At 61.6% G+C, this 15,059-nt stretch carries 13 protein-coding genes and 1 pseudogene; 5 read left to right on the top strand and 9 right to left on the bottom strand.

Features of this window, described 5'->3' with window-relative positions; all coding sequences use genetic code 11:
• Positions 1–427: 427 nt before the first annotated feature.
• On the top strand, positions 428–1,186 hold the full coding sequence (locus FHK92_RS21605; RefSeq protein ID WP_181289861.1) for a hypothetical protein: 759 nt from the start codon (positions 428–430) through the stop codon (positions 1,184–1,186).
• Positions 1,187–1,714: 528 nt separating this feature from the next.
• Here FHK92_RS21605 and FHK92_RS28180 read toward each other — a convergent pair.
• The 4 genes and pseudogenes from FHK92_RS28180 to FHK92_RS21590 form a co-directional block, all read right to left on the bottom strand.
• Entirely contained in the window at positions 1,715–2,419 is a 705-nt protein-coding gene (locus FHK92_RS28180; RefSeq protein ID WP_375154621.1) for a methyl-accepting chemotaxis protein, read from the bottom strand.
• A gap of 204 nt (positions 2,420–2,623) precedes the next feature.
• A pseudogene (locus FHK92_RS28175) lies at positions 2,624–2,770 on the bottom strand (HAMP domain-containing protein); the annotation flags it as partial.
• A gap of 1,022 nt (positions 2,771–3,792) precedes the next feature.
• A complete protein-coding gene (locus FHK92_RS21595) occupies positions 3,793–5,187 on the bottom strand; it encodes an aminotransferase-like domain-containing protein (RefSeq protein ID WP_181289858.1) in 1,395 nt (464 codons plus the stop codon).
• Positions 5,188–5,396: 209 nt separating this feature from the next.
• Entirely contained in the window at positions 5,397–6,158 is a 762-nt protein-coding gene (locus FHK92_RS21590; protein WP_181289856.1) for an SDR family oxidoreductase, read from the bottom strand.
• 224 nt (positions 6,159–6,382) lie between these two features.
• On the opposite strand from FHK92_RS21590, the gene FHK92_RS21585 reads away from it, so the two are divergent.
• The gene (locus FHK92_RS21585; RefSeq protein WP_181289855.1) at positions 6,383–7,387 is read left to right on the top strand and encodes an NADP-dependent oxidoreductase; all 1,005 of its coding nucleotides are present in this window, start codon (positions 6,383–6,385) and stop codon (positions 7,385–7,387) included.
• Positions 7,388–7,537: 150 nt separating this feature from the next.
• Here FHK92_RS21585 and pyrF read toward each other — a convergent pair whose 3' ends face one another.
• A complete protein-coding gene (gene pyrF, locus FHK92_RS21580) occupies positions 7,538–8,236 on the bottom strand; it encodes an orotidine-5'-phosphate decarboxylase (protein WP_167659345.1) in 699 nt (232 codons plus the stop codon).
• Between the two features lie 274 nt (positions 8,237–8,510).
• On the opposite strand from pyrF, the gene FHK92_RS21575 reads away from it, so the two are divergent.
• The 3 genes from FHK92_RS21575 to xopAW all read left to right on the top strand — a co-directional run bounded on the left by FHK92_RS21575 (position 8,511) and on the right by xopAW (position 11,183).
• Positions 8,511–9,269 (top strand): response regulator, encoded by a 759-nt coding sequence (locus FHK92_RS21575; protein WP_181289854.1) that lies wholly within the window; start codon positions 8,511–8,513, stop codon positions 9,267–9,269.
• Complete coding sequence (locus FHK92_RS21570; protein ID WP_181289853.1) at positions 9,269–10,306, top strand: sensor histidine kinase; 1,038 nt, start codon at positions 9,269–9,271, stop codon at positions 10,304–10,306. Before FHK92_RS21575 ends, FHK92_RS21570 begins: the two co-directional genes overlap by 1 nt.
• Positions 10,307–10,451: 145 nt before the next feature.
• The gene (xopAW, locus tag FHK92_RS21565; protein ID WP_181289852.1) at positions 10,452–11,183 is read left to right on the top strand and encodes a XopAW family type III secretion system calcium-binding effector; all 732 of its coding nucleotides are present in this window, start codon (positions 10,452–10,454) and stop codon (positions 11,181–11,183) included.
• 96 nt (positions 11,184–11,279) lie between these two features.
• On the opposite strand, the gene FHK92_RS21560 is transcribed toward xopAW, so the two are convergent.
• The 4 genes from FHK92_RS21560 to FHK92_RS21545 all read right to left on the bottom strand — a co-directional run bounded on the left by FHK92_RS21560 (position 11,280) and on the right by FHK92_RS21545 (position 14,969).
• A complete protein-coding gene (locus FHK92_RS21560; protein WP_181289851.1) occupies positions 11,280–12,317 on the bottom strand; it encodes an AI-2E family transporter in 1,038 nt (345 codons plus the stop codon).
• A gap of 62 nt (positions 12,318–12,379) precedes the next feature.
• Positions 12,380–13,186, bottom strand: coding sequence for a DUF4892 domain-containing protein (locus FHK92_RS21555; RefSeq protein ID WP_181289945.1), 807 nt, complete (start codon positions 13,184–13,186; stop codon positions 12,380–12,382).
• Between the two features lie 141 nt (positions 13,187–13,327).
• Positions 13,328–14,179: an alpha/beta hydrolase gene (locus tag FHK92_RS21550; protein WP_181289850.1), complete on the bottom strand. Its 852-nt coding sequence runs from the start codon at positions 14,177–14,179 to the stop codon at positions 13,328–13,330.
• Positions 14,166–14,969 carry an alpha/beta fold hydrolase gene (locus tag FHK92_RS21545; RefSeq protein WP_181289849.1) on the bottom strand — a complete coding sequence of 268 codons (804 nt, stop codon included), beginning with the start codon at positions 14,967–14,969 and terminating at the stop codon, positions 14,166–14,168. Before FHK92_RS21545 ends, FHK92_RS21550 begins: the two co-directional genes overlap by 14 nt.
• Positions 14,970–15,059: the final 90 nt, after the last annotated feature.

Here is a 15,059-nt window from a genome sequence, read left to right as displayed (position 1 = left end):
TCGAACCCCTGTTACCGCCGTGAAAGGGCGGTGTCCTAGGCCACTAGACGAAGGGGACACACGTACAACATTCACTACTTATCGCGTTTGGCTGAGTGCTTTACGCTGTAAGTGGCGCGCATTCTATGGATGGATTGGAGGGTCGTCAACCCCCAGATATAAATTTATTTAAATCAATGACTTCGCCCGATTTGGGGCGATCTGCGGATTTTACCCGTCCGGTCTCTGGCGTCTATATTCTGTCGCCCGCCAAGACGTTATAGTCGCGGCCGGCAAATAGTGGCAATGTGCACCCATTGAGCTGCACGCCCATAAACAGCATGACGCCCGTCTAATCGCATGGCGCGGAACTATGCGCTTAAAAGCCAAGCCACTACACTCATGACATGCGTACCCCAATAAAGAGGTCTTACCGGTGACACCACTCATGATCACCCTGCTCGTCGTAGCCGGGATCGCACTGTTGATCGCCATTGGCTACATGAACCATGTGGTGGAAAACAACAAGCTGGAGAAGGCCCGTACCAAGGTTGAACTCAACGACCGCCTGCGTCGTTGTGGCGAGCTCACCGAAACCTTCCCCGGCCAGTTGATGACCCCGGCCCTGAAGTTGCTGATGACGCGCCTTGAGCTCAACGTCTGCCAGCGCTTGCTCAATCTCGACAAGTCCAACGCCGCGGTCAAGTCCCGCCTGGATGAACTGACTGCACTGGCCGCTCAAGGTGAGTCGATTCCGGTCAACAACCCGCCGGCACCGATCCAGACCGAAGCCAAGGCCAAGGATGTGCGGTTTTTGCTCGAAGCCTTGCACGGCCAGATCACCCGCGCCGCCCAGGACGGCTTCCTGCCGTCCAACGAGGCCAAGCGTTGGATTCGCGAGGTGCGTCATCTGCTGGTGCTGCTGCACATCGAGTTTTTCAACAACCTCGGTCAGCAGGCCTTGCAGCAGGAGCAGCCTGGGCAGGCGCGCCTGGCGTTCGAGCGTGGTGTGCAGTATTTGCGCAAGCAGCAGGAGCCGCAGGTGTATGCCGAGCAGTTGGCTTATCTCGAGAAGCTTCTGGCTCGGGCCAATGCCCAGGTCCTGGCCAGCACTCAGCCTGTGGAGGGTGAGGTGAACCAGTTGACTGAAGGGTTGAAGGAAGACGAAGCGAACGATGAGTGGAAGAAGAAGAAGGTTTACGACTGATCGTTGGTTTTGGTTTTGGTTTTGCGTGTATATCCGTTTCTTTGGTAATGGCTGCTGGCGGTTCCGCTCTTACAGCGGCTCACTTTTGAGAAGCGCAAAAGTAAGCAAAACGCTTTTGCCCCACCACTCGGTGCCTCGCCTAGGCTCGGCATGCCCTCACTCCGGCCTTGCTCCGTGAGCCCGCCGCGATGGGCCATCCATGGCCCTGCGCGGCTAACCCGGCATCCATGCCGGGTTGCCCACTGCGCAAGGCCTGCGTTCAGCCATCGTGGTTAACGGGGCGCCGAAATCTACGTCCATCCCGAGGCGGCCTTCGGGCCGACCTGGTTCCGGTGGCACACCGCGTTTCACCTGTGGGAGCGAGCCTGCTCGCGAAGGCGGTGTGACAGTCACTGAAGATGCTGGGAGGAATGGCCTATTCGCGAGCAGGCTCGCTCCCACATGGGGTCTCTGAATATTCCCGTTAGGGTACCTACTCATCACCCAATGTGGGAGCGAGCTTGCTCGCGATAGCGGCAACCCACCCATTCACAACCTGAAATGCCCCACCATTCCTTTCAATTCAATCCCAAGCTGCGCCAGTTCAATGCTGGACGCGGCGTTGCCTTGCATGGCCATCGACGACTGATCGGCGCTGGCGCGGATGCTGGTGACGCTGCGGTTGATTTCTTCGGCCACTGAGCTTTGTTGCTCGGCGGCCGCTGCGATTTGCTGATTCATCTGTTGGATCAATGACACGGCCGCCGCGATGCTGCCCAGTGCGCTTTCGGTCTGCAGCGCATCGCTGACCGCCATTTTCACCAGTTCGCCGCTGGCCTGGATTTGCTGTACGGAGGTCTGGGCCGCTGAACGCAGCGCGCTCACCAGTCGCTCGATTTCCTCGGTGGACTGTTGCGTGCGTCTCGCCAAGGCGCGGACTTCGTCGGCCACTACCGCAAACCCCCTTCCCTGTTCACCTGCCCGAGCCGCCTCGATCGCGGCATTGAGGGCGAGCAGGTTGGTTTGTTCGGCCACGCTCTTGATCACGCTCAAGACAGTGCCGATGTTCTGTATCTCGGCACTCAGGCTTTCGATACTGGTGCTGGCCGACGTGGCCGAGTCGGCCAGTTGCTCGATGCGCACCATGCTCTGGCGCACCACTTGTTGACCGGTTTCGACCTTGTCGTCGGCTGTCTGGGCCGCTTGCGCCGCCTCTTCGGCATTGCGGGCCACGTCGTGCACCGTAGCGGTCATCTGGTTCATTGCCGTGGCAACCTGCTCGGTTTCCTCTTTCTGGCTACTGACTTCCAGATTGGTCTGCTCAGTCACGGACGAAAGTGACTGGGCCGAACTGGCCAGTTGCTCGATGCCAGCCTGCAAACCGCTGACGATGCTGCTCAGCCCTGCCCCCATCTGTTGCATCGAGAGCATCAGTTGCCCGATCTCGTCCCGGCGTGTCACGTCGACTTTAGCGCTCAGGTCTCCGGCGGCAATTTGCTGGGCGACGCGGATGACACTGCGCAACGGCGAGACGATCAAGCGGGTGATGACCCAGGCTGCAACCAGCCCCACCAGCAAGGCCAGGGCCGACGAGCCGATGATCATCAGCGAGTTTTTCTTCAGCTCCGCCTGCATGGCGGCGTCTTCGGCGTTGTAGGCCTGGTCAACCCGCGCCACGACCTGGTCAGCGCGCTCGTGCAATTGCTGGTAGACGATTTTTTCCTTGGCCAAAAGGCCGGTGTATTCGGCCAGTTGCTGGTTGAATCCACCAATATGCCCAGCCACTTCGTTGAGCACGGTCTGGTAGCCGGGATCCTTGACCGCGCTCTTGAGACCTTCGGCCAGTTTCATGGCCTGCTCGGCCTGTTCGATATTGCCTTGCCCGGCAGTCTCGTCATTGCCCTTGCGACTCTGGTCCAGGCGAACCCGCGCTTCGTTCATGGCCTGCAGCATGAGTCGCGACACTTCGCTGACCTGGTTGGCCTGCTCGATGAATTCAGCACCCTCCTTGCCCTCGGAGTCTTTCAAGGTATAGGCGCCGTCATCCGCGAGTCCCGCCTGCAACACGTCCAGGTTATTGGCGACACTGGAAACCGACCAACTGGCCATCTCCAGCGCCAGGTCCTTGCTCTGGCTCAGCTCGACGAACTCATCGAATGCCTTGCGGTAAGCCGCCAAGGCCAGTTCGACATCATTCATCACCGGCACATTGGCCGCCGACTGGCCTTTGAGCTCGTTCGCCAACGCAACCAACCCATCGACGCCTTGACGCAACGCATCGGCTGTCTTGGGGTCGGAACGCGAGGCGTATTCCTGCTCGAGCAGGCGGACCTTGAGCAGACCGCTGTTGAGTGACGACATCTGCTTCAGGCCATCGAAGCGATAACTGACGGTCTGCAGGGACCAGACGCCAATGGCCGCCACCACTGCAGTGAGCAGCAGCACCAGGACAAACCCGATACCCAGTTTCTTTGCCATACCGAGGTTGGCAAAACGTCCTTGCACGGCCGAAATCATTGCGCCCAATCCTCTGCCAGTGTGTGTTGATTGCAGATTCGCAACGAGACGCCCCGCAACACAAGATGCTGGCGTCGGAATAATGGCAAAAAGCTACAGCCGCGTCGTTTTCAGGACACTTGAGGTCGATCCAGCGTCGTAGCTTGGAAGAACGCCAGGGCTTTGGGATCCCTGGCGTAGGCCACGTTGATCCTCAGCCAGTCAGTCTCCAGGCCCAAAGGGCTGAATGCGGTGCGCGACGACAGCTGGATGCCGCACCGCTCTGCCAGGCTCTGCACCCCAGCATAGTCGCGCAACGGCGGACGTGCCCAGATGAAAAGCCCGCCGGTCGGCTTACCGAAAACGCTCCAGTCGGCATCCTCCAGAGCCTGCAGCGTCACCGTCATGTCAGTATTCAGACGCTGGCGCTGACGCTGGACCAGTTTGCGATAGGCACCATTGGCCAGGAGATTGGCCAGCACCGACTCACAAAAGCGCGAGGCGCCCATGCTGGTCACTTCCTTGACCTCGCTAAGGCGCGCGATGATGGGCGGCGACGCGACCACGAAACCGACTCGCAGCGAGCTGCTCAGGGTTTTCGAGAAACTGCCCAAATAAATCACTTCGGCGTCCAGCGCCGCCAGCCGGGCTCGCGTTGGACTCTGGAAATCCGCATAGACGTCGTCTTCGATAACGAGCAACCCATGCTCTTTCGCCAGCTCCATCAATCGCTGGGCCACGGTCGGAGCCAGGTTGCTGCCGGTTGGGTTATGGCAGGCGCTGTTGACGAAAAGAGCACAGGGGCGATGAGTCATCAGCAGACACTGGAGAGCATCGACATCGGGGCCCCGTGGCGTCCTGGGCAGTTCGATCATGTCAATCCTGTGCAGCCTGAGCAGGTCGAACAGTTTCGGATAACCGGGGCTCTCCACCACGACACAGCATCCCGGCGGCAAAAGTGTCCGCACGATCAAGTCCAGCCCCTGGGTCGCCCCCGAGGTGGTCAGGATCCGGTTTTCATCAGCTTCGATATCAAACTGTTTGAGACGCCTGGACAATTGCTGACGCAGTGCCGGCAAGCCGAGGCCGGTACTGTAGTTGAACAAACCCGCCATATCGGTTCGGCTGACCTGCCGGATCGCATACCCCAGGTCGTCGCTTTCTCGCCAACTTTCGGGCAGCCCGCCACAGCCCAGCTTCAGCTCCCGCTGCGAATCCGTTACCGCGTCGGGATCGAAAAGAGCGTCTTGCAGCCCACCGCTTCCGGCGGATTCGTGCCTGGGTGGAAGAACGACGCTGACGAAAAAGCTCGAACCGTTACGAGACGCCAGCAAACCCTGGGCGACCAAGCGCTGGCAAGCTTCGTGGACACTGGCCTGGCTAAGCAGGTTTTCTCGCGCCAACTGCCGGACGGATGGCAGGCGCGTCCCCGGTTGCACCGTCTCCTGTCGAACCCAGCCGACCAGCGCATCGACTATCTGCTGCACCACAGGCACAAGGGCCTGCCGATCGATTCTCAACTCCATGAGTAATCAAGCTCCTAAAGCATTTGTTTTGAATCCGGAGCAGTTAAGCACAGGCTGACGCCGGGCGATGTAAGACAACCCGTAAAAACGCCCCATTCTCATCCTTTGAAATACATTGACGGCCCAAACCGGGGAACCTTCCAAAACGTGAAAGAAAAAAGCCCGCAGTCAATGCGGGCTTCGTCCTGCAAATATCGCAACCGCCACAGTCAGAACGCCGTCACGCCGCCATCCACCGCCAATGAATGCCCCGTGGTAAACGCAGCGCCATCGCTGCACAGATACAGCACCGCACTGGCGATTTCCTCGACCTTGCCGATACGCCCGACCGGGTGCATTGCGTTGGCGAAATCGGCTTTTTTCGGGTCCGCTTCATAGGCCCGACGGAACATATCGGTGTCGATCACCGCTGGACACACCGCGTTCACGCGGATTTTCTTCTTGGCATATTCAATGGCCGCCGATTTTGTCAGGCCGATCACCGCATGCTTTGACGCTGCGTAGATGCTCATCTTCGGCGCCGCGCCAAGCCCCGCCACCGAAGCCGTGTTGACGATGGCTCCGCCGCCCTGGGCCAGGAGCAATGGCAGCTGGTACTTCATGCACAACCAGACCCCTTTGACATTGACGCCCATGATCGCGTCGAACTCATCAAGGGTGCCGTCCGGCAGCTTGCCCTTCTCGATTTCGATGCCCGCGTTGTTGAAGGCGTAATCGAGGCGCCCGTAAACGTTGATCACCTCACTCATCAGGTTTTGCACGTCACCGTCGAGCGTCACGTTGCAGCGCACGAACGTGGCGTCGCCACCCGCCTCTCGAATCGACTGGACCGTACCCTCGCCGCCCGCCTCGTCCAGGTCGGCAACGACGACCTTGAGCCCTTGCGCCGCGAACGCCTGGGCCGTGGCGCGGCCAATACCCGCCGCGCCGCCCGTCACCACGGCAACCTGCCCGGAAAACGTCATGCTCATTGTCATTGCCTCGAAGAATTGCTGACCGCCGCACTATAGCCACCGACCGCAACGGCACGGCAGCACTATCCAGTGGCCGGTTGGTGCTGCATGAACGCCAGTGATAACACCACCCACCGCACCATCACTGGCTTGGATCAACCTGCATTCGCTGGATCGGCAAACCTTGCGGTAAGCGCGTCGAAGGTCTATCAACAAGGCTTCATTCATCTTGAGTGCCTGTCATGACCGCCCAGACCAACCGCCAATTCCTGCTCGCCAAACGCCCGGTGGGCGCCGCGACCCGCGAGACGTTCACTTATCAACAAGTCCCGGTTGGCGAACCGGCAGCGGGCCAGATCCTGGTCAAGAACGAGTACCTGTCCCTCGACCCGGCCATGCGCGGCTGGATGAACGAAGGCAAGTCCTACATTCCCCCGGTCGGTATCGGCGAAGTCATGCGAGCCCTGGGCGTAGGCCAGGTGATTGCCTCGAACAACCCCGGATTTGCGGTGGGAGACTACGTCAACGGCGCGTTGGGCGTGCAGGACTATTACCTCGGCGAGCCACGCGGTTTCTACAAGGTCGATCCGAAACTGGCGCCGCTGCCACGTTATTTGTCCGCACTGGGCATGACCGGCATGACCGCCTATTTCGCCCTGCTGGATGTCGGCGCGCCCAAGGCTGGCGAAACCGTGGTGCTTTCAGGCGCCGCCGGTGCCGTGGGCAGCATTGCCGGGCAAATTGCCAAAATCAAAGGCTGCCGCGTGGTCGGCATCGCCGGCGGCGCCGACAAGTGCCAGTTCCTCATCGATGAGCTGGGCTTCGATGGCGCCATCGACTACAAAAATGAGGACGTCCATGCCGGCCTCAAGCGCGAATGCCCCAAAGGCGTGGATGTATATTTCGATAACGTCGGCGGCGATATCCTCGATGCCGTGCTCAGCCGCCTAAACCTCAAGGCCCGCGTGGTGATCTGCGGCGCCATCAGCCAATACAACAACAAGGAAGCCGTGAAGGGCCCGGCCAACTACCTTTCGCTGCTGGTCAATCGTGCACGCATGGAAGGGTTCGTGGTCATGGACTATGCCTCGCAGTTTGCCGCTGCGGGTCAGGAAATGGCCGGCTGGATGGCCAAGGGGCAACTCAAGAGCAAGGAAGACATTGTTGAAGGACTGGAGACGTTCCCCGAGACGCTGACAAAGTTGTTCAGCGGAGAAAACTTTGGGAAGTTGGTTTTGAAGGTCTGACGCAAGACACGGACCGGATGCTCAAGCCCTGACATAAAACGACTGTGGGAGCGAGCTTGCTCGCGATGGCGGATTATCAGCCACATTTGAGTTGGCTGAGGTATCGCTATCGCGAGCAAGCTCGCTCCCACAAGATCTACAGCGTGTCGGTCAGGCCAGCTCAGCCACGACGGCCGCCAGCGCCTTCGCCGGATCGGCAGCCTGGCTGATCGGACGGCCAATCACCAGGTAATCGGAGCCTGCGTCCAGTGCCTGGCGCGGGGTCAGGATGCGCCGTTGATCGTCCTGCGCGCTGCCCGCCGGACGAATCCCCGGTGTCACCAACTGCAGCGATGGATGCGCCGCTTTCAGGGCGCCGGCTTCCAGCGCCGAGCAGACCAGGCCATCCAGGCCAGCCTTTTGCGCCAGCGCCGCCAGGCGCAGCACTTGCTCCTGAGGCTCGATGTCCAGGCCGATTCCCGCCAGATCCTCACGCTCCATGCTGGTCAGCACGGTCACGCCGATCAGCAACGGTTTCGGGCCGCTGCGCTGGTCCAGCACTTCACGGCAGGCCGCCATCATGCGCAGGCCACCGGAGCAATGCACATTGACCATCCATACGCCCATCTCCGCCGCAGCCTTGACGGCCATGGCGGTGGTGTTGGGAATGTCATGGAATTTCAGGTCCAGGAATACTTCGAACCCCTTGTCACGCAAGGTCCCGACAATTTCCGAAGCGCAACTGGTGAACAGTTCCTTGCCGACTTTGACCCGGCACAGCTTGGGGTCCAACTGGTCGGCCAGCTTCAGGGCGGCGTCACGGGTAGGGAAATCCAGGGCGACGATGATAGGCGTCTGGCAGGCGGACATGAGCGGGCTCTCAGGCAAGTCGAAATCGGCGCGCATTGTAGCGGAACCAGCGCCCTTGCGGGACCCGATGATCGGTAAATCATCAATCGCCCTGCTGCCGTTTGTGTCGGAGCCGATACATTCATGACATGCGCACAATACGGCAGGACGCTACCCTGCGCCGCCGCAACCGGTTATTCCAGCGCTTCACGGCCCACCGTCCGAAGCTTATGCTCAAACCACGCCCTCGCCGCCCTCCATGCGGTTGGCAGCCCAACTGGCAGATGACGCACTCATGCAGAACACCCCCATTTCAAATGCTGGCGATCAGAAAGTGCCTGAAGATGATCGGCGCTGGACCACTCGTGCACTGATCGTCGATGACGACGTGCCGATCCGCGAATTGCTGATCGATTACCTCGCCCGCTTCGGCATTCGTGCCAGTGGCGTGACCGATGGCGCGGCCATGCGCCAGGCGATGCAAGCCGAGCATTTCGACGTGGTCGTGCTGGACCTTATGTTGCCAGGCGAAGACGGTTTGCAACTGTGCCGCTGGCTGCGGGTCGAGTCGGACATTCCAATCCTGATGCTGACGGCTCGCTGCGAGCCCACCGACCGCATCATCGGCCTGGAACTGGGCGCCGACGACTACATGGCCAAGCCCTTCGAACCCAGGGAACTGGTGGCGCGAATCCAGACCATCCTGCGCCGCGTGCGCGATGACCGCAGCGAGCAGCGCGCCAACATTCGCTTCGATAACTGGCGACTCAACAGCGTGCTGCGCCAGCTGGTCTCTCCCAACGGCTTGGTGGTGCCCCTGTCCAACGCTGAATTCCGCCTGCTGTGGGTGTTCATCGAACGACCACGCCGAGTGCTCAGCCGTGAACAACTGCTGGACGCCGCGCGTGGTCGTTCGATCGAGGCCTTCGACCGCAGCATCGATCTTTTGGTCTCGCGCTTGCGCCAGAAACTGGGCGACGACCCGAAGGCCCCGCAGTTGATCAAGACCGTGCGCGGTGAAGGCTACCTGTTCGACGCGCGGGATATCGGCTGATGCGCCTGCGCTTCGATTCCCTGTTCGGCCGCCTGTTCGGCGTGCTGCTCTTGGCGATCATCCTGGCGCATCTGTTGGCCTTTGCCTGGTTCTTTCATTACGACAAGCCACCTCCCGGGCCGCCCCCGGCATTCTCCCATCAAGCTGCAGGCCCCCCGCGCTCCGGCCCGCCACCGGGCCAACGCCCCTGGTTCGGCGGCCCCGTGGTGCCGCTGACGTTTCAGTTCGTGTTCCTGATTGTCGCGGCCTGGTACGGCGCCAAGCTGCTGACCCGACCGATCCAACGCCTGAGCGACGCCGCCGAACGACTGAGCGAAGACCTCGACAGCCCGCCGTTGGCTGAAAGTGGTCCGCGAGAGGCCCGGCAAGCCGCCCATACCTTCAACCTGATGCAACGACGGATCCGTGAACAAGTGCAGCAACGCTCGCGCATGCTGGGGGCGGTATCCCATGACCTGCGCACCCCGTTGTCGCGGCTCAAGCTGCGCCTGGAGCAGATCAACGACAGCCGTTTGCAGGATCAGATGCGCCAGGACCTGGACGATATGATCGGCATGCTCGATGCCACCCTGACCTATCTGCACGAACAACGCACCAGCGAGGCGTTGCAGTGGATGGACGTGCAGGCCCTGGTGGAGTCCCTGAGCGAAAACGCCCAGGACCAGGGCGCCAACGTGCAAGCCAGCGGCACCTGCGCCCCTTTGCAGGTGCAACCGATGGCATTGCGTTCGTGCCTCAACAACCTCATCGACAATGCCCTGCGCTACGCAGGCGACGCCTCGATTGTTCTGGAAGATCAACAGCACCAATTGCTGATCCGGGTGATTGACCATGGCCCCGGCATCGCGGTGGACAAGCGCGAAGCGGTATTCGAGCCATTCTTCCGCTTGGAAGGCTCGCGTAACCGCAACTCTGGTGGCGTCGGCCTGGGCATGACCATTGCCCGGGAGGCCGCCGAGCGCCTGGGCGGGCACTTGAGCCTGGAAGAGACGCCGGGGGGCGGATTGACGGCGGTGATCAGCTTGCCTCGCCCCTGAGTCTTCTACTCTCCCGTGGGGTTCGGGGCTGTCCGAGTACTGTGTATTCCTCTCGGTACACACTCGAAACACCCACGACAACTGCCCCGTCGAGGCTGCATGAGCCGGTGCACCCACCGGCCATCACACCTCAAGGAGCATGCCCATGATCGGCAGCATCAGCGGTTACTCGACCTACACCAGCACCAGCAATACCGTGGCAAGCAATGCCCGCAGCCAACAGTTTCAAAAACAATTGCTCGACAAGCTCGACAGCAATGGCGACGGCTCGGTCGGTCAGGATGAGTTGAGTACGGCCCTGTCGCAAAAAAGCGACGATGGCATTCTTGTCAGCCTGAGCGACAACTTTGCTGACCTGGACAGTGACGGCAGCGGTGACCTGAGCGGTGAAGAGATGGCCGCGATGGCTCCGCCACCTCCGCCGCCACGGGACCAGGCGCCAAATACCGAACTGGCCGACGCGTTGCTCAGTGCCCTGGACGCCGATGGCGATGGCGTGATCAGCAGCGACGAGCTGAGCAGCGGCCTCGCCAGCGCCGGCAGCAGCGCCGACAGCGACCAGGTGTTCTCGGCCTTGGACGCGAATGAAGACGGCACAGTCAGCCTCGACGAGCTCAGCGCCAGCCTCGCGCCACCAGCGCCGCCCTCCCAGCAGTCCTCCAGTGAAACGCTGTTCAGCCAGCTCGACACCGATGGCGACGCCAGCATCAGCGCCAGCGAACTGGACAGCGCCTTGCAGGCCGGACGCCGAGACGACAGCACCTCAGAGCGTACCGATGCCAGCCAGGCGTTGAATAAAATGATCGCCAACCTCAGCCGGCAGTATTCGCTGGATAACGTCGCCACCGTGGGCAAACACATGAACGTGGCGACCTGATTTACCGCTAAGCCGGGGCCAGGCTGGCCAGCTTTCGTGGCGAGGGAGCTTGCTCCCGCTGGACCGTAGGAGCTCAGCGGGATGCACGGCTTTCCACTATCGCGCCTGGCTCTTGCTCCAATCCGTCAGCAAGCTGTACGCCACCGCCAGCAAGGTTGGGCCGATGAACAGCCCGATGAAGCCGAACGCAATCAACCCGCCGAACACCCCCAACAGCACGATCACCAGCGGCAGGTTTCCGCCACGGCTGATCAGGTAGGGCTTGAGCACGTTGTCTACGCCGCTGATGATGAAGGTGCCCCAGATGCCCAGGAATACCGCCATCCCGTATTCACCTTTCCATACCAGCCACGCCGTGGCGGGGATCCAGGCCAGTGGTGGACCCATCGGGATCAGGCTGAGCAGGAAGGTGACAATACCCAGCACCAGCGCTCCGGGAACCCCGGCGATCAGGAAGCCTATCAGTGCCAGCACCGCCTGGGCCGCCGCAGTCCCGATCACTCCATTGACTACCCGCTGCACTGTCCCGGCCACCAGCTCGACGTAATAACCGGCACGGTCGCCGATCAGCCGTTCCAGCAGCCCTTGGACAAACGCGGCCAGCCGCGGGCCGTCACGGTAGAAAAAGAACACGAATACGATGCTCAGGGTCAGCTCGAGGATGCCGCCGCCGATCTGGGCGCTGCGGGCCAGCAACCAGTTGCCGACCTGACCCAGGTACGGCTTGATGGACACCATCATCGCCGCGCCTTGCTGGTCGATGCTGTTCCAGATGCCGACCAGGCGCCCACCCACCAATGGCACGCCGGCCAACCAGTCTGGCGCTTCAGGCAGGCCGTCGACCTGTGCATCCCGGATGAATGCCGTCGCATCGCGCACATGATCGGCCAAGTTGAATCCCAGCCAAACCAGCGGCACCGCCACCAACAACATCCAGCCCACCGTGAGCAAGGCCGCCGCCAGGGATTCTCGACCGTTGACCCAACGGGTCAGCAGGCGCATCAGTGGCCAACTGGCAAACGCCAGCACCGCGCCCCAGAACAGCGCCGACCAGAACGGCGCCATCACCCAGAGGCTTGCGCCGAACAACACCAGGAGCAGGATCTGCACCAACAGCCGATCGTTATTGAGCATGAAAGGTCTCGAAAAATGAAAAGTGCCGGGGCAATCCCTTCAAGCGACGCCCCCGCAACGGTTTATCGCAGCAACTCAAGATGCAGGCCTGCCGTCTCTGCGCTGACCGTCTCCATTCGAGCGGCGCGCACACCCTGGCCGATCAGCGCCTGTCGCCACGCCTCGGCTTGCGGCCCGGCAATGCCGACCCGCAGGCCCGTGTCCAGGTTCAACGCCCGGGACAACAGGCGCAGCCAGGTATCGTCCGGCTCAGCGGCCAGGCGCGGCAAGTCCAGCACGCCGGTGTCCTTGAGCTGGCGCAGCAGCGTGGCCGACGTCGGCAAGACATCGCCCAGCGGCGCATTGGCTTCGAACTGCTCGACGTGCAAGTAGGCCTTGCGATTGCCACGGGTGATGGCGTACAGCGCGATCAGCGTGTTGTCCGTCGGCGGCGCCAGGCGCAGCAGCAGATAGGCCTGGCCGTTGTCGGCGCCGTAGAGCTTGGCATTGCCGAATACTTCGTTGGCCCACAGGCTGCTTTCGCCGCAGTCGCGGGCCTGGCACCAGAACAGCAGCTCGGCGCCCTGCTTTTGCAGCGCTTCGCGGGCGGCGGTAAAGGCCTGTGTGGCGGAATGCTCGGGCGGCAGCTCGTAGGTCACCGAAGTGGCGTTGCCACGGGCATCGATTTGTCCGTCGAAACGCAACTGGCCGCTGATCTTGCGGATCGACCCCATGGGGTAGATCCGCTCCAGGTCGCTGGCTTGCCGGTAGTCGACGATTTGCGCGTCGGGCATGCGTGGCACACGCTCCAGGTCCTGGCTGCCAGGCACATCGGCGGCCAGCGTTGCCGGCGCGAAACAGGCCAGCGCCAGCAGGACGAATGAGTGGATGGTGAATTTCATTGGATCGGCTTCGCCTGGATCCGCGCGACGCAAAGGCGTTCGTCAATGCGCAGCAAGGCGAGTGGACGGATATCAGTCATGGTTGGCTCCCTTTCAACCCGCCCAGCCTCGACACTTGCCCGGCGCAAGTCAAGAAACGCTGAAGAACCGATTGAAACAGTCTGCTACAAGCGCCGCCCCGGACTCATCGTTCAGGTGCAAATGATGGCCGCCAGGCAGTTGTTCATGACTGAAGGGTAGACGTTCCAGCAGCTCCGGGTGGTGGGCCAGCATACCGTCCGCCGCCACGACCAGATGAGCAGGACAAGCGATCCGCGCCACGAAGGCCATGGCCTGTTCGTCGGTCAGGCGCAGCGGCGAGGGCAAGGTCAGGCGATTGTCGGTGCGCCAGGTGTAGCCTCCCGGCACTGGCATCAAGCCGCGCTGGGCCAGCAACTCGGCGGCCTCGCGGCTGACCGCCACCAGCCCTTTCATCCGGGCTTCGATCGCACGGTCGAGGGTTTTGTAGACGGGTTTGCGTTTTTGCTGCAAATCCAACTGCGCTTGTAAGGCCATGCCCATGCGCTCCGCCGCATTATCGCCTTTCGCCGTAGGAGGGATCACACCATCGATCAGGCCCAGGTGGGTGATACGTTCCGGCAACGACCCGGCCAGCACCAGCGAGACAATGGCTCCCATGGAATGGCCCAGCAGGGCAAAACGCTTCAAGCCCAGTTGCTCGGCCACTTGCAGAACATCGTGGGCATAGTCCCACAGCGCATAGCCGGCACCAGGCGGGCGGTGCCCGGAATGACCGTGGCCGGCCATGTCCAGGGCGATCACCCGCACGCCTTCCAACCGGGGCGCCAGCCGGGCGAAACTGTTGGCGTTGTCCAGCCAGCCATGCAAGGCGATTACCGGGCGACCATCTTCGGGCCCGAACAGATGAGCCGCCAATTCGATATGAGGCAGGCTCAGGCGGACTTCTTCAACGACGCTCATGGGCGACTCCTTCCCAGCGCTGGAAGAGATCCTTGAGCAGATTGGCGGTGTCCACTGGACGCTCCAGAGGAAACATGTGGCCGCCAGGCATACTCAGCGATTCACCGAAGGGCATGCGATCCACCGACCGGGCGTGGTGACGCATCACCACCCGACTCTGCCGCCCCCGCACCACCGCCAGCGGGATTTCAAGTTTTCGGGCCCGTCCAGGGTTGGTGTGCGGCACGCCGCGATAGATGCTGATTTCCGTGGCGGGGTCAAAGCGCAGTCGCAACCGATCGCCCACCGTCTGCAAGCCATGTTGCAGGTACGCTTCGAAGCACTCCGGATCGAAACCGCGAAAAAGCGTCTTGCCGGCAAAATAAGACCGCGCCGACTCCAGGTCGCTGAACTCTTCCCGCCGCCCCAGGGTTCGCCCCGCCGGGGTCAGGCGATCGATGAAGCCCAGGCGTTTGGCGGCCAGGATCAGCCAGCGATCCACACGGGTCAGCACCGGAGAATCAAGCATGACCACGCCCCGATACAACCGAGGGCTGCGCAACGCCGCGTGCAAGTGCAACACGCCACCCAAGGAATGCCCCACACCCCACACCGGTTCCGGTTGCTGCTCCAGATGATGAATCAGCTCGTCCACCAGGTTATTCCAGTTGTCATCGACCGGGAACCGCGGGTCATGGCCGTGCAATTCCAGATGCGCGACCTGGTATTGCGGCGCCAGCGCGGCGAACAGCTTGCCGTACGTGGCCGAGGGGAAACCATTGGCGTGGGCGAAAAACACCGGTTGCGACATGTTGACCGATCCATTGCGAGAACTGCGACCGATTGTCCGCAGAACCCGGCGGCGCGGCAATGACCGTAACTGACAGGAATGATGACAGCG

The sequence above is a fragment of the Pseudomonas brassicacearum subsp. neoaurantiaca genome, from assembly GCF_013608025.1.
GTDB lineage: Bacteria > Pseudomonadota > Gammaproteobacteria > Pseudomonadales > Pseudomonadaceae > Aquipseudomonas.
The sequence above is the reverse complement of the archived record's forward strand: the minus strand, read 5'-3'. Positions and strand labels throughout refer to the sequence as shown.

Excerpts from the sequence above, each read along its gene's own strand:
- FHK92_RS21590 (WP_181289856.1), bottom strand. The coding sequence starts at position 6,158 with ATGAGCATGACGTTTTCCGGGCAGGTTGCCGTGGTGACGGGCGGCGCG.
- FHK92_RS21575 (WP_181289854.1), top strand. The coding sequence starts at position 8,511 with ATGCAGAACACCCCCATTTCAAATGCTGGCGATCAGAAAGTGCCTGAA.
- pyrF (WP_167659345.1), bottom strand. The coding sequence starts at position 8,236 with ATGTCCGCCTGCCAGACGCCTATCATCGTCGCCCTGGATTTCCCTACC.
- FHK92_RS21570 (WP_181289853.1), top strand. The coding sequence starts at position 9,269 with ATGCGCCTGCGCTTCGATTCCCTGTTCGGCCGCCTGTTCGGCGTGCTG.
- FHK92_RS28180 (WP_375154621.1), bottom strand. The coding sequence starts at position 2,419 with ATGACCGCTACGGTGCACGACGTGGCCCGCAATGCCGAAGAGGCGGCG.
- FHK92_RS21585 (WP_181289855.1), top strand. The coding sequence starts at position 6,383 with ATGACCGCCCAGACCAACCGCCAATTCCTGCTCGCCAAACGCCCGGTG.
- FHK92_RS21605 (WP_181289861.1), top strand. The coding sequence starts at position 428 with ATGATCACCCTGCTCGTCGTAGCCGGGATCGCACTGTTGATCGCCATT.
- FHK92_RS21595 (WP_181289858.1), bottom strand. The coding sequence starts at position 5,187 with ATGGAGTTGAGAATCGATCGGCAGGCCCTTGTGCCTGTGGTGCAGCAG.
- FHK92_RS21550 (WP_181289850.1), bottom strand. The coding sequence starts at position 14,179 with ATGAGCGTCGTTGAAGAAGTCCGCCTGAGCCTGCCTCATATCGAATTG.
- FHK92_RS21545 (WP_181289849.1), bottom strand. The coding sequence starts at position 14,969 with ATGTCGCAACCGGTGTTTTTCGCCCACGCCAATGGTTTCCCCTCGGCC.
- xopAW (WP_181289852.1), top strand. The coding sequence starts at position 10,452 with ATGATCGGCAGCATCAGCGGTTACTCGACCTACACCAGCACCAGCAAT.
- FHK92_RS21560 (WP_181289851.1), bottom strand. The coding sequence starts at position 12,317 with ATGCTCAATAACGATCGGCTGTTGGTGCAGATCCTGCTCCTGGTGTTG.